The organism is Cupriavidus sp. GW822-FHT06G04 (assembly GCF_058799075.1).
Genome location: NZ_JBXALD010000001.1, coordinates 685,537 through 704,987 on the forward strand (window position 1 = coordinate 685,537; position 19,451 = coordinate 704,987).

Genomic DNA, 19,451 nt, shown 5'->3' on the forward strand with positions numbered 1-19,451 from the left:
TCGACGAATACCGAACATCGAACACCGATACAGAAAGACTCAAACAGGAATACCGCCATGCAATGGGAAGTGGTGATTGGCCTGGAGACGCACGTACAGCTCTCCACGGCATCCAAGATTTTTTCCGGCTCGTCCACCGCGTTCGGCGCCGCGCCCAACACGCAGGCGTCGCCCGTGGACCTGGCGCTGCCGGGCACGCTGCCGGTGCTGAACCGCGGCGCCGTGGAGCGCGCCATCCAGTTCGGCCTGGCGATCGACGCCAAGATCGCGCCGCGCAGCATCTTTGCGCGCAAGAATTACTTCTACCCCGACCTGCCGAAGGGCTATCAGATCAGCCAGTACGAAATCCCGGTCGTGCAGGGCGGCAAGATCACGGTGCAGGTCGAAGGCAAGCAGGGCGTCTACGAAAAGACCGTCAACCTCACGCGCGCACATCTGGAGGAAGACGCCGGCAAATCGCTGCATGAGGATTTCGCCGGGATGACCGGCATCGACCTGAACCGCGCCGGCACGCCGCTGCTCGAAATCGTGACCGAGCCGGAAATGCGCAGTTCGGCCGAAGCCGTGGCCTATGCCAAGGCGTTGCATTCGCTGGTGGTGTGGCTGGGCATCTGCGACGGCAACATGCAGGAAGGTAGCTTCCGCTGCGACGCCAACGTGTCGGTGCGGCCCGTCGGCCAGGAGAAATTCGGCACGCGCCGCGAAATCAAGAACCTGAATTCGTTCCGCTTCCTGCAGCAGGCCATCGACTACGAAGTGCAGTGGCAGATCGCCGAGATCGAGGACGGTCGCGATATCGTGCAGGCGACGGTGCTGTTCAACCCGGACACCGGCGAGACGCGCGCGATGCGCACCAAGGAAGACGCGCACGACTACCGCTATTTCCCCGATCCGGACCTGATGCCGCTGGAAATCGACGCCGCGTGGATCGACCGCGTGAAAAGCGCACTGCCCGAGCTGCCCGCCGCGATGCAGGCGCGCTTCGTTTCGCAGTACGGGCTCTCGGCCTATGACGCCAGCACGATCACCGCGACCAAGGCGCTGGCCACTTATTTCGAAGCCGTGGTCAGCGAAGTGGGCGCGGCCAGCGCCAAGCCCGCCGCCAACTGGCTGATGGGCGACGTGGCGTCGCAACTGAATCGCGACGGCATCTCGATCGAGGACGCGCCGGTGCGCCCAGCGCAACTCGCGAAGCTGCTGGCGCGCATTGCCGACGGCACGGTGTCGAACAACACCGCCAAGAAGGACGTGTTCCCCGCGATGTGGGCGGGCGAATCGGACGGTGACGCCGACGCCATCATCGCGGCCAAGGGTCTGAAGCAGATGTCCGATACCGGCGAGCTGGAAAAGATCATCGACGACGTGCTGGCCGCCAACGCCAAGTCGGTGGAAGAATTCCGCGCGGGCAAGGAAAAGGCGTTCAACGCGCTGGTCGGCCAGGCGATGAAGGCCACCAAGGGCAAGGCCAACCCGGCCCAGGTGAACGAACTCCTGAAGAAAAAACTGGGCTGATTTCCGGCCAGCTCGGCACGACATGGGCCACGCGCATGCGTGGCCTTTTTTTATGCCTGGTCTTCGCGTGCCCCGCCCGCCTGCGTCACGGCGCGGGCCGCCGGCGCTGGCCCGCTGGCCTGCCAGGGCACCACGCTGACCTCCACTTCGACCGTGTGTTCGCCGCCGCCGACGATCACGCCATGCAGCAGCGGCACATCGCTGTAGTCGCGCGCGATGGCCAGCGTGACGTGGCGCGTGTCCGCCAGCACGTCGTTGGTCGGATCCAGATCGATCCAGCCGTTCACGGGGCACCACACACCGGCCCATGCGTGCGACGCGTCGGCGCCCAGCAGGCGCGGTTCTCCGGGCGGCGGATCGGTGCATAGATAGCCGCTGACATAGCGCGCCGCCAGCCCGATCGAACGCAGGCAGCCGATCATCACCTGCGCGAAGTCCTGGCACACGCCGCTGCGCAGCGCGAAGGCTTCCAGCGCGGGCGTGTGCACTTCGGTGGCTTCGCCGTGATACGTGAAATCGGCGTGGATGCGATGCATCAGGTCGATCGCTCCCTGCGCCACGCTGACGCCCGGCGCGAAACTGCGTCGTGCGTAATCGCGCAGATCCGCGTGCAAGGCCACATTGGGCGAGGCGTAGACAAATTCGGCTTCGGCGTGAAATGGCTGCCCGGCGCGATAGCGCAGCATCTGCGCGGCGTCTTCCCACGCCATGCCGCGTGCGGCGTCGAAAGTGCGCCAGCGCGGCGTCAGCGTGACCGTGCTGGTGGTGGCGAGCCGCATCGACTCGTGCGGCACGTCGAGCATGAAATGCAGGACGTTGTTGCCGAATGCGTCGACCCGCAGATGCTGGTGCGATGGCACGGGATCGATGTCGGCACGGTGCGCGCCAACGGTCTGCCACGGGTACGCGGGCGGCATCACCACGGCGCGCTGCTGCGCATGTTCCACGGGCCACGCATAGCGATAGGTCGTGACGTGATGCACGTCGAGCGTAGTGGGCGTCCCGGGCGCAACCGCTTGGATCATGGCAGATCGGTCTCCGGCGCCACGCCCGCATGGCTGAAATAGCGTCCGCCGATTTCCTCGGACAGCCGGGCCATGCGCGCGCCGAGCTGATCGCACAGCGCAGACAGCTTCATGAAGCGATCCTGGTCGCGCTGGCACAGCAGCGTGCGCGACGGCAGCGCACTGACGGGCGGCAGCAATTCCGCCAGCGGCACCCGGGCCTGGGCGTGTGTGCCGGCCGGCAATTGCGCCAGCTTGTCGCGCAGGCGGTCCAGCACGCCATAGAGGCCGCGCGGATTGGTTGGCTCCAGCACCAGCAGGTCCACCAGCGCCGGCACATCGGTGCGCCCCGGAAACAGCGAGCGATAGGTCAGCGTGCTGTCGAACAGATGCAGCAGCAGATCGAAGCCGCTGCGCGATTCCAGCGCGCCGCTGCGCTCGGCCACTTCCAGGAACAACGCGAGCGTGCCCAATCGCTCGATATGACGGCCGATAAAGACCAGCCGCCACGCCTCGTCGCGCGTCATGCGGTCGCCTTGCGCGCCGCTTATCGCGCCGAGCTGCATCGACAGGTGCTCCAGCGCATCGAGCACCAGCGACCGGTCATACGCGCGCTCGCCGTGCGCCGCGCCACCGGCGGGACATGCGGCCTTGGCCATCGCGTCCTGGAAATCATTGCGCGCGGCCAGGATCGTGCGCCAGTGATCGTTGGAAAGACGATTGCGGATTTCATTGGCGGCGCGCGCGTGGGCCGCCAGCGTCGGAATCAACCCCGAAGCCGCATTGACATCGGCCAGCGCCGAGACCAGGCTGCGCTCGAAAACGCGCAGCGACGCCTGGGGCGACGGCGTCTGCGGCGGCACCAATCCAAACCACTGCGCAAGCTGGCCGATCATGTTCAGCGTGCCGTCGTCGGTTTCGTCGTTCGATTCGATCGACCCGAGGATCTGTCGGCATAGACGCACCACGTTTTCGGCGCGCTCGGCATAGCGCCCGGCCCAGAACAAGTTTTCCGCAGCGCGGCTCGACACCGCCAGCGGGCGCGTCACGGCATTGGCGCCGAGCCCCGGCACGCTGCCGCGCGCCGCGCGCGCCAGCGGCATCAGGCCGTGCGCGGGCTGGCTCGACACCACCCAGGTGTCGGCGCTGGTGCCGCCCAATTGCATCGACACCGCTTCCAGGCTGGGCGGCGCCAGCCGCAAGAAGCCGCCCGGCATGACCTGCCAGCCGCCATTGCCATCGGCCACGGCATAGACGCGCAGCATCGCCGCGCGCGATCCGATCCGGCCGCCGCCGTTTGCGCCGGGCTCCCAGCACGGCATGTGCGACAGCGGCAACGGCGCCTGCAACGTGTAGCGGTCCGGCGCCTCGGCGATGCGCGCGCGCCAGTCGTCCAGCGCCTGCAAACCCTGCTCCATGCCGAGCGGCGCATCGCCGGGCGCGCGCGGGTAGGTCGGCATCACGAAGGCGTGATCCATGACGCGCAGCGCCTGCTCGTGCGCCGCGGCCTCGCCGCACCACCAGCTCATTACCGACGGCAACCGCAGCGGCTCGCCCAACAGCGCGCGCGCCATGCCGGGCATAAAGCCGTGAATCGCCGGCGATTCGAGAAAGCCGGAACCGGGCACGTTGGACACCATTACATTGCCCGCGCGCATCGCCTCGAGCAGGCCCGGTACGCCAATGGTGGAATCGCTGCGCAGTTCGAGCGGATCGCAGAACACGTCGTCGAGTCGGCGCAGAATCACGTCCACGCGTTCGAGCCCGCCGAACGTCTTCAGGTACACCACGTCGTTGCGCACGGTCAGGTCCTTGCCCTCGACCAGCGTGATGCCAAGGTAGCGCGCCAGGAACGTGTGCTCGAAGTACGTCTCGTTGAACGGCCCGGGCGACAGCAGCACGATCTGCCGTCCCACGCCGGGCGCCACCCGGCCGCTGTCGTCGCCGGCCTGCGCCGAGGTCGACAACGGCACATGGGCGAGCGTAGAGATCAGCTGCGCGAACGCGGGCGGCAGGCGTCGCACGCGCAGTTCGCGGAACGCTTCGGCGAACTGGCCCGAGATGATCAACCGGTTCTCTAGCGCGTAGCCCATGCCCGACGGCGTCTCCGTGCGATGCGCAATCACGGTCCAGCCGTCGTCGGTATGCACCAGATCGACCGCGATGGTCTGCAGGAAACTTCCGCCCGGCGGCAGATAGCCCTTGAGCGGGCGCATATAGCCCGGATGCCCGTAAACCAGCCCGGGCGGCAGCAGGCCTTTTTCAAGCAGCGTCTGCGGCCCGTAGATGTCGGCCATGATCGCGTTGGCCAGCGTGGCGCGCTGGATCACGCCGGCCTCGATGACGGCCCAGTCCGCCTCCGGAATCAGGAACGGCAGCAGCTCCAGCTGCCACGCGCGCGCGCCGCCGCCCTGGTCGGCGTAGACGTTGTACGTGACGCCGTTGTCGCGGATCTGGCGTGCCACCGCTGCGGCATGGGTGTCGAGCGCCTCGGGACGCAGGTCGCCCACCACCGAGAAAAAGCGCGCCCAGGTTTCGCGCAGCGCGCCGTCAGGCTCGCGCAGTTCGTCGCGATGCCCTGGCGGCACGGGCAACGCCAGCCCGGCGGCCATGGCCACAGGAGCATCCGTTCCATCGAAGGGCAGCGACGACTGCGAAGGCAAGACTGACAAATCTCCAGAAGCATGACGCCAAACGCTACAGCTAGCGCACGTCGCGCAGATCCAGTGTGAACGGAAACTCAAGACTGCGCCGCGCGGGCGGCGCCACCGAGCGCCCCGGCGTATGGCCGATCGCAAAAAAGCGCGCCAGACGCCGGCTTTCCGCCTCGTAGGCATTGACCGGGAATGTCTGGTAATTACGGCCGCCCGGGTGCGAAACATGATACTGACACCCGCCCAGGCTGCGATCCATCCACGTATCCACCACGTCGAAGGTCAGCGGCGCGTGCGACGGAATGGTCGGATGCAGCGATGACGGCGGCGCCCATGCGCGATAGCGCACGCCGGCCACGAATTCCCCGGCGCGCCCGGTCGGCTGCAGCGGCAGCGTCTGACCGTTGACGGTGACCACGTGGCGGCTGTCGTTCATCCCCAGCACGGCGACCTCGATGCGTTCGACCGACGAATCGACATAGCGCACGGTGCCGCCGGGCGCACCTTCCTCGCCCATCACGTGCCACGGTTCCAGTGCCGTGCGCAGCGTCAGCGACAGCCCGGCCACGTCGACCTCGCCCACGCGCGGGAAGCGGAATTCAAAGTGCGGCGCAAACCAGTTCGATTCGAACACAAAGCCGGCGGCGCGCATTTCCGCCAGCACGTCGTCGAAATCCATCTGCACGAAAGTGCCCAGCATGAAGCGATCGTGCAGCGCCGTGCCCCAGCGCGTCAGCGGCGCCGTGTACGGCGTGCGCCAGAAGCGCACCATCAGCGCGCGCAGCAGCAACTGCTGCACAAGGCTCATGCGCGCGTGCGGCGGCATCTCGAACGCGCGCAGTTCCAGCAGGCCCAGCCGGCCGGTCGGGCCGTCGGGCGAGTACAGCTTGTCGATGCAGAATTCGGAGCGATGCGTGTTGCCCGTCACGTCAACCAGCAGATTGCGCAAAATCCGGTCGATCAGCCACGGCGGCACATAACCGTTGCCCACCATTTCGGACATGCCGAGCTGGCGGCGCAGTTCGTCGAAGGCGATTTCGAGTTCGTAGACCTGGTCGTTGCGCGCTTCGTCCACGCGCGGCGCCTGGCTGGTGGGGCCGATGAAGAGGCCCGAGAACAGATACGACAGCGACGGATGGTTGTGCCAGTACGCGATCAGGCTGGCCAGCACGTCGGGGCGGCGCAGGAACGGGCTGTCCGCCGGCGTGGCACCGCCGAGCACGAAATGATTGCCGCCGCCGGTGCCCGTATGGCGGCCGTCGACCATGAACTTCTCGGTCGACAGGTGCGTTTCGTGCGCGGCCTGATAAAGGAATTCCGTGTGATCGACCAGTTCCGTCCAGTCGCTGGCCGGATGGATATTGACCTCGATCACGCCGGGGTCAGGCGTCACCTGCAACAGCTTCAGGCGCGGATCGCGCGGCGGCGGGTAGCCTTCCAGCACGATCTTCACGCCCAGTTCGGCGGCCGTGGCTTCTACTTCGGCCAGCAGAGCCAGGTAATCCTCCAGGGCGGTCAGCGGCGGCATGAACACGTACAGGATGCCGCGCCGGTCCTCCATGGCCTGCAGCTCGACGGCCGGTCCGGCCACGCGGCTCGGATGGCGGACCTCGACGCACAGCGCGGTGCGGATCGCGTGCTGGTCCGATTCTCCGCGCGCCGGTGGATGCGCGGGCGCGACGTTGCGCGCCGCGCCGCGGACCTGGGTGGCGCGGCGGGTCTCCGGCGCCGCGCGCGCGGCGTCGTGCCACGTTGCATCCGGCGATTGCGCGCGCAGCGGGGCGGCCGTCGGCAGCGGCGCGCGCGGCGCGAACGGATCCTGGTCGAACTGCCACGGATAGTCGGCCTTGGAAGCCCAAGGCAGCGAATCGAGCGGCAGCCGGTAGCCCATCGGCGAATCGCCGGGCAGCAGATACATGCGCTCGTCGCGCAGGAACCAGCGGCCCGTGATCCAGCCCGCGCCATCGCCTTCCCCCCGCGCCAGCGGCAGCACGTAGCCGGTCACGCCCGCCAGCCCGGCGTCGAACACGCGCCGCAGCCGCGCGCGCTCCAGCTCGTCGTCGAGCCGGGTGTCGTGCGGATCGACATTGACCGGCAGCTTGCGCTCACGCCACAGGTAATACCAGACGTCTTCGTAGCCGGGCTGGATGCAGCCGACGTCGAGCCCCAGCCGGCGCGTCAGCGTCTGCAGGAAGCGTTGCGCATCGGCCGAGGTGTAGTGTTCGGGCGCGCGTTCGTCGGCAAACAGGGCCGGATCGCGCCAGCACGGTTCGCCGTCCGCGCGCCAGCAGATCGACAACGCCCAGCGCGGCAGTTGTTCGCCCGGATACCACTTGCCCTGGCCAAAGTGCAGGAAGCCGCCCGCGCCATAGCGTGCACGAAGCTTGTGCACGAGTTCGGTGGCCAGTCCGCGTTTGGTGGGACCGAGCGCGTCGGTATTCCATTCGGCGCCGTCGCGGTCGCGCGCGGATACGAAAGTCGGTTCGCCGCCCATCGTCAGGCGCACGTCCAGATCGCGCAATTGCCGATCCACGGCGTGGCCGGCTGCGTCGATGGCGATCCACTGCGCGTCGGTGTACGGCTTGGTCACGCGCGGCGATTCATAGATGCGCGTGATCGACATGTGGTGCGCGAACTGCACCTCGCATTCGTCGACCGCACCGCTGACTGGTGCCGCGCTGCCGGGTTCCGGCGTGCACGCCAGCGGAATATGGCCTTCGCCGGCCAGCAGTCCCGAAGTGGGATCGAGCCCGATCCAGCCGGCGCCGGGCAGGTAGACCTCGCACCAGGCGTGCAGGTCGGTGAAATCGGCCTCGGCGCCGACCGGGCCGTCCACGGCCTTCACGTCGGGCGTCAGCTGCAGCAGATAGCCCGACACGAAGCGCGCCGCCAGCCCCAGATGGCGCAATGTCTGCACCATCAGCCAACCGCTGTCGCGGCACGACCCCGAGCCGTTCTCGAGCGTGGTTTCGGGCGACTGCACGCCCGGCTCCATGCGGATCAGATAGCGGATGTCCTGCTGCAGCCGCTGGTTCAGCGCTACCAGGAAATCGAGCGTGGCGCGCGGCGTGCGGTCGATGCTGGCGACAAAGCTGGCAAAGCGCGGTGTGGCCTCGTCCTTGACCAGATAGGGCGCCAGATCGTGGGCGAGGCCGGGCTCATAGGCAAACGGGAACTGCTCGGCCGACGGCTCCAGGAAGAAATCGAACGGGTTGTAGACCGACATCTCGGCGATGAGATCCACCGTGACGCGAAACTCCGTGGTCTTCTCGGGAAACACCAGCCGCGCCAGATAGTTCGAGAACGGATCCTGCTGCCAGTTGACGAAATGCTGCACCGGCTCGATGCGCAGCGAATAGGACAGGATCGGCGTCCGGCAATGCGGCGCGGGGCGCAGGCGCACGACCTGCGGCGACAACTGCACCGGCCGGTCATAGCGATAGTGTGTGACATGGTTCAGCGCGACGTGCGTGGCCACTACGACCTCCCCGGGATGGGCGTGATGAAGCGTCAGAGAATGGAGCGAACTGCGGGAGAAATGCGCCGATGATCCGGCGTCACTGGCTTAGCAAGACTTGTACCGCCCACGGCCGTCCGGCGGGACTCGCCTACATCTGGCCCTTTGCGCGCACGTTGTCTTCCAGCAGGGACCGCAGCTTGGCCAGCGCGCCGGGGTCGCCATGCGAGGCCGCCCGCGCGTACCAGATCTTGGCCTGCTCGATGTCCTTGTCCACCACGCCCGGATAGCCGCGCTCGTAGTAGCTGCCCACGATGTACTGCGCGGGCCCATCGCCGGACGCTGCCGCCTTGCTGTACCAGCCGAACGCGCGGCCGTAGTCCAGCGGCACGCCCCGGCCGGTGAAATAGTTGGTCGCCAGCGCCATCTGCGCCTGGACATGACCGCCCTGCGCCGCGCGCTCGTACCAGCGATTGGCTTCCTCGAGCGAGCGGGGCACCAGTTCGCCGCGCTCGTACAAATCCCCGAATGTGAACTGCGCATGTGTCATGCGGTTGTCAGCGGCCTTGCGCAACCAGATCAACGCTTCCTGCGGTTTGGCCGCCGTGCCCTCGCCGCGCAACAGCATCATCGCGTAGTTGAACTGCGCAAGCCGGTTGCCCTTGCGCGCCGCTTCGGCAAATCCCTGGATCGCCACATCGAACCGCCCTGCCTCGTAGGCCGCCACCGCTTCGCGCGTCTGCCCCTGCGCCGGGGCTGGCGGCTCCGTGGCGCCCCATCCCTGCATGGCCATCGCCATCAGTACGGCAAAGAGGGCCATACGAAACGTCGGGGCGGCGCAGGCAGACATGGCGAACTCCGGTTCTGGCAGGGAATGGGAGGATTGGATTCAGTGTAGTGGGGGATTTATCGAACAAACCATACGATTATTGGATAATCGAAACGCAAATATCCGATATGTTATTCATCCCGCTAATACACAATCGCGCTACGCCGCGAACCGGTACCCGACGCCCACCTCGGTCAGCAGATGCACGGGCTGGGCGGGATCGGCTTCGAGCTTGTGCCGCAGGTGTCCCATGTACACACGCAGATAGTGGCTGCTTTCCGAATGGGAGGGTCCCCAGACTTCGCGCAGCAGTTCGCGGTGCGTCATGACCTTGCCGCGATGCGCGATCAGCACGGCCAGCAGGCGGTATTCGATCGGCGTCAGGTGCACCTGGGCGTCGCTGCGCATCACCAGGCGATTGGCCAGGTCGACGCGCACATCGCCGAACGCGATCTGCGGCGTGCCTTGCGGGTTGGCCTTCGCATGGCGGCGCAGCAGCACGCGCACGCGCGCCACCAGCTCGCCCACGCCGAACGGCTTGGTCAGGTAGTCGTCGGCGCCGGCGTCCAGCGCGGCGATCTTGTCGGCTTCATCGGTCCGCGCGGACAGCACCAGCACCGGCACCTCGGTCCAGGTGCGCATTTCGCGGATCAGCGTCATGCCGTCGCCATCGGGCAGGCCCAGGTCCAGGATGACGATGTCCGGCTGCCGCGTGCCGGCGTCGATCAGCCCGCGCTTGAGCGTATCGGCTTCGTGCACGCTGCAGCCTTCGGCCTGCAACGACTCCCGCACGAAGCGGCGGATATGGGGCTCGTCCTCGACCACCAGGACGGTCGGCGAAAAATCGAAAGGCATGTCAGTGCGGGTCGGAAAAAGCAGCGTCGAATGGCTCGGGTTCGATCGCGGGAGGATTGCCGCGCGACAGCGCGAGCGTGAAGCGTGCGCCGGGGTGGGCCGACTCGACCCAGATCCGGCCACCGTGGGCCTGCATGATCGCCTCGCACACGGCCAGTCCGAGGCCCACGCCGGCGGTGGCCGATTCGCGCTCGCCGCGCGTGAATTTCTCAAAGATATGCCGCGCCTGTCCGGCAGGCACGCCGGGCCCTTCGTCCTCGACGCTCAGGTGGACTTCGTCGCCGGCCACCGCACCGCGGATGCGCACCACCGTTCCGGCGGGCGTGTACTTGGCCGCGTTTTCCAGCAGATTGCACAGCACGCGCTCGATCAGCACGCCATCGCACTCCACCAGCGGCAGCGCGGAGAGATCGGCCACCTCGACGCGGTGCGCCTTGAGCGCCTCGCGCATCGACGCCAGCGCGGCGCCGACCAGTTCTTCGAGCGATTGCCAGCCGCGCGCCAGCGTCACGTCGTGTTGCTGCAGGCGTGCCATGTCGAGCAGATTCACCACCATCGTGCGCATGCGCTGTGCCTGGCCGCGCATGGCGCTGACCGTATCGGCCACATCGGGCGCCAATGGCGGCGTGGCGCGCTGCAGCGTTTCGGCCATGCCGATCAGGCCGGTCAGCGGCGTGCGCAGATCGTGCGACACCGCCGCCAGCAGCGAACTGCGCAGCCGCTCCGATTCGATCGACACCAGTGCGCGCTGCGCGACGTCGACGTAGTGCAGCCGCTCCACCGCGATGGCGATCAGCGTGGCAAACACGTCGGCCTGACGGCGCAGTTCCGGCTCGGCCAGCGCGCGCCAGGCGCGAGGTTCCACCGCCAGCACGCCGCGCGTCTGCATCGGCGCCTTGAGCGGCAGGTACAGCACGGTGCTGCCCGGCAAGGTATGCGTGCCGGTGCCCGCGGGCTGGCCGTGATCGAATACCCATTGCGCCAGCACCGTGTCGATGGCCGCGCCCTTGTCGGTTTTCTGCGCGGCGTTGCCTTCGCCCGGATCGGCCATCGGTGCCAGCCGGCCCTGCTCGGATACCAGGAAAAACGTCGCGTGCGCATCGAACGCGGCGCGCAGGAAGCGCCCGCCGATCTCGGCGATCTGCGCCGTGGTCAGCGCCGCCGACAGTTCGCGCGCCAGTTCGTAGAGCGTGCGCGCGTCGGTCTCGCGCCGCACGGCCACCTGCGCCTGCTCGCGCAATCCCGCCGTAAGCTGCCCGATCACCAGCCCGACCGTCAGCAGGACGAAGAATGTCAGCAGGTATTGCACGTCGCTGACCGCGAACGACATACGTGGCGGCACGAAAAAGAAATCGAACGCGGCCACCGCCAGCACCGATGCCAGCGCGGCCGGCCCGCGCCCGTGGCGCAGCGCCACGCCGACCACGCCGGCCAGGAACAGCATCGCGATATTGACGAGGTCGAACCACGGGCGCGCCAGCAGCGACAACACCGCCGCACCCGCGCACCACGCCACGGCCCACGCATAGTCGCGCCGCCGCGCGCGCGCCAGGGCGGCCTCGGCCTGCGCGTCGTCGCCGTGGGGCGAAGCATCGGCCAGCGGTGCGCGCGGCCGCAGTTCCGCGCGCGTGGTGTCGGCGGCCACGCGGATCACGTCGATCTCGGGACACCCGCTCGCCAGCGCGTCGGCAAACGTCTGCCGGCCGATCAGGCGGTAGCCGGCGCCCAGCAGCGGCGCCAGCGCGCGCGCCAGCCACATGCGCGCGCGGTCGACCAGGGCGCCGCCGGTCGGCCAGTCGGTACGTGCACGTCCCACCAGCACTTTGGTCAGGTTATGCCGTCGCACGTAGCCGGCCACCGCCTTGACCATGTCGTGCCCAGCCAGCGTTTCGGTACGCGCGCCGAGTTCTTCGGCCAACTGCATCGCCGCGCGCATCCGCATGCGGTCCGGATCGGCCAGCGGCATCAGGCGAGGCGTTGCGATGGTGACCACATGCCAGTCGCAATCGAGCTGGCCCGCCAGCCGGCGCGCGCTGCGCACCACCTGCTCCGCGTCGTCGCCGGCGCCAATGCATGCCAGCACCGCCTCGCGCGTGCGCCATACCGGTTCGATCGCCGCAGCATGGCGGTAGGCGCGCACGTCGTCGTCGACACGATCGGCAGTGCGGCGCAGCGCCAGTTCGCGCAGCGCGATCAGATTGCCCTTGCGAAAGAAGTTGCGCGCGGCGTGGCGCGCCTGTTCCGGCAGATAGACCTTGCCTTCGCGCAGCCGCCGCAGCAGTTCGTCGGCAGGCAGGTCCACCAGCACCACTTCGTCGGCGCCGTCGAACACCGCATCGGGCACGGTTTCCCACACCCGGACCCCGGTGATGCCGCCCACCGCCTGGTTCAGGCTGTCGAGGTGCTGGACATTGACGGTGGTCCAGACATCGATGCCGGCCGCCTGCAATTCCTGGATGTCCTGCCAGCGTTTGGGATGGCGGCTGCCCGGGGCATTCGAATGAGCGAGCTCGTCGACCAGGATCAGCGCGGGACGGCGCAGCAGCGCGCCGTCGAGATCGAATTCCTGCAGAACCCGATCGCGATACGGCACGTCGCGCGCGGGCAGGCGCTCCAGCCCGTCGACGAGCGCCTCGGTCTCGGCGCGGCCGTGCGTTTCGACCACGCCGATCACCACATCGGCGCCCTGCTGGCGCAAGGCGCGCGCCGCGGTAAGCATCGCGAACGTCTTGCCCACGCCGGCCGATGCACCAAAGTAGACGCGCAGCTTGCCGCGCGCGGCACGCACGCCCTCCGCCTGCATGCGTTGCAGCAGATCGTCGGGATCAGGGCGTGGGGCGTCTGTCATCGTCTGCGGATTGTGCCACGCTGGCGTGAGCGATGTGGGCGACTTCCGCGGCTTGGGGGCATGGCTACTTCAGCGCATCGAGCGCCAGATTCAGTTGCAGCACATTCACGCCGGGCTCGCCCAGCACGCCCAGCGTCGGCGCCTCGGTATGCGCGGCGATCAAGGCGTCGATCGTGGCCTGCGGAACACCCCGCGCGCGCGCCACGCGCGCCGCCTGGTATTGCGCCGCGGCCGGGCTGATGTGCGGGTCGAGGCCACTGCCCGAGGCGGTCACCAGATCCACGGGAATCGGTGCCCGGTTGTCGGGATCGGCGGCACGCAGCGCGTCGATGCGCGCGCGCGCCGCATCGGTCAGCGCCGGGTTGGTCGGACCGAGATTCGATCCGCCCGACGCCGTCGCGTTATAGGGCATCGGCGCGGTGGCCGACAGCCGGCCCCAGAAATACTTCGGCGCCGAGAACGATTGGCCGATCAGCGCAGACCCCACGGTCTTGCCGTCCTTGACGATCAGCGATCCGCCGGCCTGTGCGGGAAACAGCGCACGCGCGATGCCGCTGACCACGCCCGGATACAGCAGCCCGGTGACGAGCGACAGCGCGACGAAAACGGTCAGCGCGGGACGCAGCATGCCGGGCTGGCGCGCGGGTTCGATCATGGTGTTGGCTTGTGTTTGCATTGCAGTGCTCCGTATCTCAAATCCAGCCGAACATCGTCAGCAGCATGTCGATCAGCTTGATGCCCACGAACGGCACGACGATGCCGCCCACGCCGTAGATCAACAGGTTGCGGCGCAACAGCACGGCCGCGCCAAGCGGGCGATACACCACGCCGCGCAGCGCCAGCGGGATCAGCGCGACGATGATCAGCGCGTTGAAGATCACCGCGGACATGATGGCCGACGCCGGCGTCGACAGATGCATCACGTTGAGCAGATTCAACTGCGGATACGTCGTGGCAAACGCGGCCGGGATGATGGCGAAATACTTGGCCACGTCGTTGGCCACGCTGAACGTGGTGAGCGATCCGCGCGTCATCAGCATCTGCTTGCCGATCTCGACAATCTCGATCAGCTTGGTGGGATTGCTGTCCAGGTCGACCATGTTGCCGGCCTCGCGCGCGGCCTGCGTGCCGCTGTTCATCGCCACTGCGACATCGGCCTGTGCCAACGCGGGCGCATCGTTGGTGCCGTCGCCGGTCATCGCCACCAGCCGGCCCTGCCCCTGGTATTCGCGAATCAGCGCGAGCTTGGCTTCGGGCGTGGCTTCGGCCAGGAAGTCGTCGACGCCGGCCTCGGCAGCAATCGACGCCGCGGTCAGGCGGTTGTCGCCGGTGATCATCACGGTGCGGATGCCCATCCGGCGCAGTTCGCCAAAGCGTTCGCGGATGCCGGTCTTGACGATGTCCTTGAGTTCGACCACGCCCAGCACGCGCACGCTTTCCTCGGTGCCCTGCGCGATGGACTCGGCCACCACCAGCGGCGTGCTGCCGGCGCGCGCCACATCGTCCACGGCCTGCATCACCGCGTCGGGAAACTTGCCGGCGCGCTCGGTGACGTAGCGGCGCACCGCATCGGCCGCGCCCTTGCGCACGCTGCGCACGATCTCGCCATGGGCCACATCGACGCCGCTCATACGGGTCTGTGCCGTGAACGGGACGAACACAGGCGGCGTCGCCTGCGCCGCGCCCATCTCGGGGGCACGCGCGCCGGGCTGCTGGCGCGCCAGCGCCACGATGCTGCGGCCTTCCGGCGTTTCGTCGGCCAAGGACGACAGCCACGCCGCTTCGGCAAGCTGTTGCGCGCTCACGCCCGGCGCACAGATAAAACGCGCTGCCTGGCGATTGCCGTGCGTGATCGTGCCGGTCTTGTCGAGCAACAGCACGTCGACATCGCCGGCCGCCTCGACCGCACGGCCCGAGGTGGCAATCACGTTGGCCTCCATCATGCGGCTCATGCCCGCCACGCCGATCGCCGACAGCAGGCCGCCAATCGTGGTTGGAATCAGGCAGACCAGCAGCGCCACCAGCACCGTCACCGATACCGGCACGCCGGCCTTGGTCACCAGCACCGCGTATAGCGAATACGGCTGCAGCGTGGCGGTGGCCAGCAGCAGCACCAGCGTCAGCCCGACCAGCAGGATCGTCAGCGCCAGTTCGTTCGGCGTCTTCTGGCGCTTGGCGCCTTCGACCATGCTGATCATGCGGTCGATGAAACTCTCGCCCGGATTGGTGCTGATGCGCACCACGATCCAGTCGGACAACACGCGCGTGCCGCCCGTGACCGACGAGAAGTCGCCGCCCGATTCGCGAATCACTGGCGCCGATTCGCCGGTGATGGCGCTTTCGTCGACCGACGCCACGCCTTCGATCACATCGCCGTCGCCGGGAATCATCTCGCCAGCCTCGACCAGCACGATGTCGCCCTTGCGCAGCAACGTAGCCGCGCGCTGTTCGGTGGCGCCAGCGGCGCGCGCATCGACGCTGCCGGTGCGCAGCACGCGCGCCATGGTGGTGGTTTTCAGGCCGCGCAGTGCGGCCGCCTGCTGCTTGCTGCGTCCTTCCGCCAGGGCTTCGGCAAAGTTGGCAAACAGCACCGTGAACCACAGCCAGATCGTCACGGCCAGGATGAATCCCGCCGATTCGCCGCCCTGCGTGGGCGCGAGCCATGCGCGCAGGAACAGGATGGTGGTCAGGATGCTGCCGGCATAGACCACGAACATCACGGGATTGCGCAATTGCGCGCGCGGATCGAGCTTGCGCAGCGCATCGAGCATCGCCGGCTTGACCAGCTCCGGTGCGAACATGCCGCGCGCGGTGCGCGGATGATGCGGCACGCCGCCGCCGGGCGTCGTGGTGCCATGCGTGGCATTGGCCGCGGTATGGACGGACGCGCCGTGAGCTGCGTCCGCTTGGCGTACGGGCGCATTGGCGGCGCGCGTCGCCGAGGTGTTTTGAGGCATGCGAATCTCCGCGAATTACCGTGCAGCGGCCGCGACCGCGGCGCCCTGCAATTGCTCTGCGACCGGGCCCAGCGCGAGCGCGGGCACATAGGTCAGCGCGCCCACCAGCAGCACCGATCCCACCAGCAGGACCACGAACAGCGGACCATGCGTGGGCATCGTGCCGGCCGTGGCGGGCGTGCGGCGTTTGGCGGCCAGCGATCCGGCCATCGCCAGCACGGGCACGATGATCCAGAAGCGGCCGAACCACATCGCCGCCGCCAGCAGCGTGTTGTAAAACGGCGTGTTGGCCGACAGACCGGCAAATGCGCTGCCGTTGTTGTTGGCCGCCGAGGACAGCGCGTAGAGAATTTCCGAAAATCCATGCGTGCCGGGATTGAGCACGCCAGCGCGCCCGGCATCGAACATCACCGCGACGGCCGTGCCCACCAGCACCAGCAGCGGCGTGACCAGGATTGCCACGGCAGTCATCTTCATTTCGTACGCTTCGATCTTCTTGCCGAGATACTCGGGCGTGCGGCCGATCATCAGTCCCGCGATGAACACGGCCAGCACCGCATACACGAGCATGCCGTACAGCCCCGAGCCCACGCCGCCGAACACCACTTCGCCAAGCTGCATCAGCAGCATCGGCACCAGACCGCCGATTGCCGTGAACGAATCGTGCATGCCGTTGACCGCGCCGCACGATGCCGCAGTGGTGATCGTTGCAAACAGCGAGGTGGCGGAAATGCCGAAGCGCACTTCCTTGCCTTCCATGTTGCCGCCGGCCTGCAATGCCGATGCCGCGTGATCGATGGGTAGCGCCGACAGCGCGGCGTTGACCTGCTGTTCGGACACCATCGCCGCCAGCGCCATGACCACGAAGATCACCGTCATCGACGCCAGCACCGCCACGCCCTGGCGACGGTCCTTGACCATTTCGCCGAACGTGAAGCACAACGCGGCGGGAATCAGGAAGATCGCCAGCATCTGGATGAAGTTGGCAAGCGGCGTCGGGTTTTCGAACGGATGCGCCGAATTGGCGTTGAAGAAGCCGCCGCCGTTTGTCCCCAGCATCTTGATCGCTTCCTGCGAGGCGACCGGGCCCATCGCCAGCGTCTGCGTGGCGGTGGTGGCCGCTTCCGTCACCGGCTTGCCGTCGGCGTCGAGCACCGGCTGGCCGGCCGCGTCCACCTTGGGCTGGGTGAACTCGACGGTGTTGACGAGGCTCACCTCCTTGTAAGCGTCGAAGTTCTGGATCACACCCTGGCCAACCAACACCACGGCAATGACGACCGACAGCGGCAGCAGCACGTACAGCGTGGTGCGCGTGAGATCGACCCAGAAGTTGCCGATGGTCCGGGCGCTGTGGCGCGCGAAGCCTCGAATCAGCGCGAACACCACGGCAATGCCGGTGGCGGCCGAGGCAAAGTTCTGCACCGTCAACGCGAGCATCTGCGTGAGATAGCTCATCGTCGATTCACCCGCGTAGCCCTGCCAGTTGGTGTTCGACACAAAACTGATGGCCGTATTGAACGACGAGTCGGGCGACACCGCGCCAAACCCCTGCGGGTTGAGCGGCAGCGCGCCTTGCAGGCGTTGCAGCGCATACACGGCGATCACGCCGAGCACGTTGAACACGATCACGGCGATGGCGTATTGCTTCCATCCCATTTCCGCGTCGGCCCGCACGCCGGCCAGGCGATAAAGCCCGCGCTCCAGCGGCCGGCCCCAGGCGGTCAGCCGGTAGTTGCCCTCTTCGATGGCGCGCCGCATGTAGCGGCCGAGGAAAGGCGCCGCCACGAACAGCACGGCAAGGTAAAGGGCCAGCAGTGCGATGAATTGAGAGAGGTTCGGCGTCGACATCAGAATTTCTCCGGCCGGAACAGCGCTACCAGCAGGTAGACGAAGAGGACGGCGGCCAGCCCGCCGCTGAGCAGGTCGGTCCAGCTCATGACGGCCTCCGGTCAGCAGCGGCGCGGCCGGCGGTGTGCGGTGCGGCCGGCGTCGGGGCGTGCCGCGGCGCGGCGGCGTCGTCGCTGTTGCCGCGCGTCGACGGCAGGTTTGCGCCGAGCGCCGCGCAGAGCGCCAGCAGCGCACCGGTCAGCGCGCCGAACGCCAGCAATACAAGGAAGTAGATCCCGTCCATGACATGAATGCAGGCATGGCGCCTGCCGAGTGATTCACGGATACGAGATTAGGGATCGGGGGATAAAAACGGGATAGAGAGGCGGAAAAGCGGTGTAAACGAAATATAAAAATCGAAATACGAAAATGCCGGAAGACCGGATGTCAGATCCATCCCGCGCGGTGCAGTTTGCGCCAGAGCATTCCGCAAGCGGTCACCGTAATGCCGATCACCACGGGATAGGCGTAATGGAATTTCAGCTCCGGCATGAAATTGAAGTTCATCCCGTACAACGAAAACACCACGGTCGGCACCGCCAGAATGGCGCCCCAGCCGGCCAGCCGCTTGACCACCTCGTTCTGCGTGACCGTCACCAGCGCCAGGTTGACCTGCACCGCGGTAGTCAGCATTTCGCGCACCACGTCCAGCGATCTCACGATGCGGCTGCAGTGATCCTCGATATCGCGGAAATACGCGCGCAATTCCTTCGGCACGAGATCCTCGTGCAGGCGGATCAGTTGGCCGCAGATGTCCTCCACCGGGTAGACGGCATTGCGCAGCCGCAGCACCTGATGCTTGACGTGATATAGCCGTTCGATCGCCTGGCGGTCGAATTCATCGCGAAAGATGCCCTGCTCCAGCGCCTCGAAGGTGTCCTCCAGGTGCGTGAGTATCGGCAGGTAGTGGTCGACCACGAAATCCATCAACGCATAGAGCACGTAGCCCGGGCCGTTGGCCAGGCCGTGCGGATCCTGCTCGCAGCGGTCGCGCACCGGGGCGTAGGTGGAACTGGCGCCGTGCCGCACCGAGACCACGTAATTGGGGCCGACGAACAGATGGGTCTCGCCCACCACCACTTCCTCGCCCACCAACTGCGCGGTGTTGAGCACCACGAAAACGGAATCACCGTAGGTTTCGAGCTTGGGCCGCTGGTGCGCGTCGAGCGCATCCTCCACGGCCAGGTCGTGCAGGCCGAACGCCTGCTGCACACGGCGCAGCATCGGCAGATCCGGTTCGTGCAGGCCCAGCCAGACGAAAGTGCCGGGCTCGGCAAGCACCGTGCCGATGTCTTCGAACTCGACCTTCCCCAGTTTTTTGCCAGCACGATAAGCCGCGCAGTTAACGATGGCGCCCATGACTCCTCCGGTGTCGAGATGCGCAATCGTAACAAGCGCACGCAATTCGTGCGCGCACGATGCAACTGCCGCCTTCGGGTGTACCCGTA

At 67.3% G+C, this 19,451-nt stretch carries 13 protein-coding genes; 1 reads left to right on the top strand and 12 read right to left on the bottom strand.

Annotation, left to right across the window (positions count from 1 at the left end; translation table 11 throughout):
* The first annotated feature begins 57 nt into the window (after window positions 1–57).
* Entirely contained in the window at window positions 58–1,512 is a 1,455-nt protein-coding gene (gene gatB / locus AC1RKI_RS03215; protein ID WP_227458566.1) for an Asp-tRNA(Asn)/Glu-tRNA(Gln) amidotransferase subunit GatB, read from the top strand.
* Window positions 1,513–1,562: 50 nt separating this feature from the next.
* Here gatB and AC1RKI_RS03220 read toward each other — a convergent pair whose 3' ends face one another.
* The 12 genes from AC1RKI_RS03220 to AC1RKI_RS03275 form a co-directional block, all read right to left on the bottom strand.
* A complete protein-coding gene (locus tag AC1RKI_RS03220) occupies window positions 1,563–2,537 on the bottom strand; it encodes a transglutaminase family protein (RefSeq protein ID WP_492793888.1) in 975 nt (324 codons plus the stop codon).
* Entirely contained in the window at window positions 2,534–5,179 is a 2,646-nt protein-coding gene (locus tag AC1RKI_RS03225) for a circularly permuted type 2 ATP-grasp protein (protein ID WP_492793886.1), read from the bottom strand. The genes AC1RKI_RS03220 and AC1RKI_RS03225 overlap by 4 nt, the downstream gene beginning before the upstream one ends.
* Before the next feature lie 40 nt (window positions 5,180–5,219).
* Window positions 5,220–8,648 (bottom strand): transglutaminase family protein, encoded by a 3,429-nt coding sequence (locus AC1RKI_RS03230; RefSeq protein ID WP_492793884.1) that lies wholly within the window; start codon window positions 8,646–8,648, stop codon window positions 5,220–5,222.
* Between the two features lie 130 nt (window positions 8,649–8,778).
* The gene (locus AC1RKI_RS03235) at window positions 8,779–9,447 is read right to left on the bottom strand and encodes a tetratricopeptide repeat protein (RefSeq protein WP_223505932.1); all 669 of its coding nucleotides are present in this window, start codon (window positions 9,445–9,447) and stop codon (window positions 8,779–8,781) included.
* A 168-nt stretch (window positions 9,448–9,615) separates the two neighbouring features.
* Window positions 9,616–10,311, bottom strand: a complete 696-nt coding sequence (gene kdpE, locus AC1RKI_RS03240) for a two-component system response regulator KdpE (RefSeq protein ID WP_061960116.1) — start codon at window positions 10,309–10,311, stop codon at window positions 9,616–9,618.
* Window position 10,312: 1 nt separating this feature from the next.
* Window positions 10,313–13,159 carry a DUF4118 domain-containing protein gene (locus AC1RKI_RS03245; RefSeq protein WP_492793882.1) on the bottom strand — a complete coding sequence of 949 codons (2,847 nt, stop codon included), beginning with the start codon at window positions 13,157–13,159 and terminating at the stop codon, window positions 10,313–10,315.
* Between the two features lie 64 nt (window positions 13,160–13,223).
* Complete coding sequence (gene kdpC, locus AC1RKI_RS03250) at window positions 13,224–13,835, bottom strand: potassium-transporting ATPase subunit KdpC (protein WP_061960114.1); 612 nt, start codon at window positions 13,833–13,835, stop codon at window positions 13,224–13,226.
* 16 nt (window positions 13,836–13,851) lie between these two features.
* Window positions 13,852–16,116: a potassium-transporting ATPase subunit KdpB gene (gene kdpB, locus AC1RKI_RS03255; RefSeq protein ID WP_407648692.1), complete on the bottom strand. Its 2,265-nt coding sequence runs from the start codon at window positions 16,114–16,116 to the stop codon at window positions 13,852–13,854.
* Between the two features lie 15 nt (window positions 16,117–16,131).
* Window positions 16,132–17,964, bottom strand: coding sequence for a potassium-transporting ATPase subunit KdpA (gene kdpA / locus AC1RKI_RS03260; protein WP_227458583.1), 1,833 nt, complete (start codon window positions 17,962–17,964; stop codon window positions 16,132–16,134).
* Window positions 17,964–18,053 carry a K(+)-transporting ATPase subunit F gene (gene kdpF / locus AC1RKI_RS03265; RefSeq protein WP_150981758.1) on the bottom strand — a complete coding sequence of 30 codons (90 nt, stop codon included), beginning with the start codon at window positions 18,051–18,053 and terminating at the stop codon, window positions 17,964–17,966. The genes kdpA and kdpF overlap by 1 nt, the downstream gene beginning before the upstream one ends.
* Window positions 18,050–18,247 (bottom strand): hypothetical protein, encoded by a 198-nt coding sequence (locus tag AC1RKI_RS03270; RefSeq protein ID WP_222156661.1) that lies wholly within the window; start codon window positions 18,245–18,247, stop codon window positions 18,050–18,052. The genes kdpF and AC1RKI_RS03270 overlap by 4 nt, the downstream gene beginning before the upstream one ends.
* A 143-nt stretch (window positions 18,248–18,390) precedes the next feature.
* A complete protein-coding gene (locus AC1RKI_RS03275) occupies window positions 18,391–19,362 on the bottom strand; it encodes a magnesium and cobalt transport protein CorA (protein WP_061959723.1) in 972 nt (323 codons plus the stop codon).
* Between the last annotated feature and the right edge of the window lie 89 nt (window positions 19,363–19,451).

Coding starts and splice junctions, on each gene's coding strand:
- gatB (WP_227458566.1), top strand. CDS start 58: ATGCAATGGGAAGTGGTGATTGGCCTGGAGACGCACGTACAGCTCTCC.
- AC1RKI_RS03220 (WP_492793888.1), bottom strand. CDS start 2,537: ATGATCCAAGCGGTTGCGCCCGGGACGCCCACTACGCTCGACGTGCAT.
- AC1RKI_RS03235 (WP_223505932.1), bottom strand. CDS start 9,447: ATGGCCCTCTTTGCCGTACTGATGGCGATGGCCATGCAGGGATGGGGC.
- kdpE (WP_061960116.1), bottom strand. CDS start 10,311: ATGCCTTTCGATTTTTCGCCGACCGTCCTGGTGGTCGAGGACGAGCCC.
- AC1RKI_RS03245 (WP_492793882.1), bottom strand. CDS start 13,159: ATGACAGACGCCCCACGCCCTGATCCCGACGATCTGCTGCAACGCATG.
- kdpC (WP_061960114.1), bottom strand. CDS start 13,835: ATGCAAACACAAGCCAACACCATGATCGAACCCGCGCGCCAGCCCGGC.
- kdpB (WP_407648692.1), bottom strand. CDS start 16,116: ATGCCTCAAAACACCTCGGCGACGCGCGCCGCCAATGCGCCCGTACGC.
- kdpA (WP_227458583.1), bottom strand. CDS start 17,964: ATGTCGACGCCGAACCTCTCTCAATTCATCGCACTGCTGGCCCTTTAC.
- kdpF (WP_150981758.1), bottom strand. CDS start 18,053: ATGAGCTGGACCGACCTGCTCAGCGGCGGGCTGGCCGCCGTCCTCTTC.
- AC1RKI_RS03270 (WP_222156661.1), bottom strand. CDS start 18,247: ATGGACGGGATCTACTTCCTTGTATTGCTGGCGTTCGGCGCGCTGACC.
- AC1RKI_RS03275 (WP_061959723.1), bottom strand. CDS start 19,362: ATGGGCGCCATCGTTAACTGCGCGGCTTATCGTGCTGGCAAAAAACTG.